The sequence below is a fragment of the Pseudomonas sp. FSL R10-2189 genome (assembly GCF_009600325.1).
GTDB classification, from domain to species: Bacteria; Pseudomonadota; Gammaproteobacteria; order Pseudomonadales; family Pseudomonadaceae; genus Aquipseudomonas; species Aquipseudomonas helleri.
Window position 1 is genome coordinate 1 of sequence record NZ_WIVZ01000107.1, and the last position, 880, is coordinate 880.

1 protein-coding gene and 2 pseudogenes are annotated in these 880 nt (G+C 42.5%); 2 read left to right on the forward strand and 1 reads right to left on the reverse strand.

Features of this window, described 5'->3' with window-relative positions:
- Window positions 1-208 (forward strand): annotated as a pseudogene (locus GHO32_RS26715) (hypothetical protein); the annotation flags it as partial.
- A gap of 50 nt (window positions 209-258) precedes the next feature.
- On the forward strand, window positions 259-516 hold the full coding sequence (locus tag GHO32_RS26100) for a hypothetical protein (RefSeq protein ID WP_153436284.1): 258 nt from the start codon (window positions 259-261) through the stop codon (window positions 514-516).
- Window positions 517-643: 127 nt separating this feature from the next.
- Here the strand turns inward: GHO32_RS26100 and GHO32_RS26105 are convergent.
- A pseudogene (locus GHO32_RS26105) lies at window positions 644-880 on the reverse strand (replication initiation protein); the annotation flags it as partial.

The window sequence follows — 880 nt, forward strand, 5'->3', positions numbered from 1 at the left end:
ACTGACGATAGTGGGTTTGTCGATGCTACTGGTGCCGTCTCCCAGCGAAATTGCTGACTTGCGGGCCAATGCAGAGAACCTAGAAGCCAGAGGCGGCAAAGTTGTGTTGACCCTGTGCGGACCTCAGAAGCGGCTTTGCGCTGAGGTAGACAACAAGGCAGAAGCTTGGGGTGAAAACGGACAGTTCCGCATTCTCAAGGGATATTAGTAGTTCTTAATTAGTTTAATTAAATGGCATAGAGAAGGAAGATGTAAGGTATGTTTTGGAAAAAGAAAGACCACTCACAAACTATTGAAAAAATTGCTGTTGAATTAGTTTCAAATAATCAAGAAACAGGTGTTTTACCTTTTTTATCTTTAAAAGAAGCTGCTAAATACGCAGAAAATAAGAGTCCTTTAATCGCTGCTGGTTTTGTCCAATGCCATGTAATAATAAATGGCGGTTATTATAATATAGAATTTACGCCTCATCCGAACCAAGGAGTTTACATGAGCGCTTATTTATATGAGATGTGATTAAGTATAAAGTTAATAAAAATGATCAGATGCTCCAATAGCATAGGTATCAAGCGCCGTCTCATAGGAGTGCCTGCTTTGCCGCTTTGGTCCGCTGGGCTTGGGTCAAAGGAGCATTGCGAGCTTCTTATGGATGGTGTTCAAGCCGCTTGCGGGCTTCATCCCAAGACTCCCCAGGACGAGCTAGATCTTTGATCTGTGCGTCCGTTAATTTTGTCTTTCGTCTCGGCTTAGCAATTTGATCAGGCTGCTTTTTGGAGCAGTAATCAAACACTAAGTGAGTTACTTTTCGTCCTGTCTTCTTAGCGCTCCAATTCAAAATTAACGGGCTGTGTTCGTTAATTTGCTCAACAGCTGGTTCTAT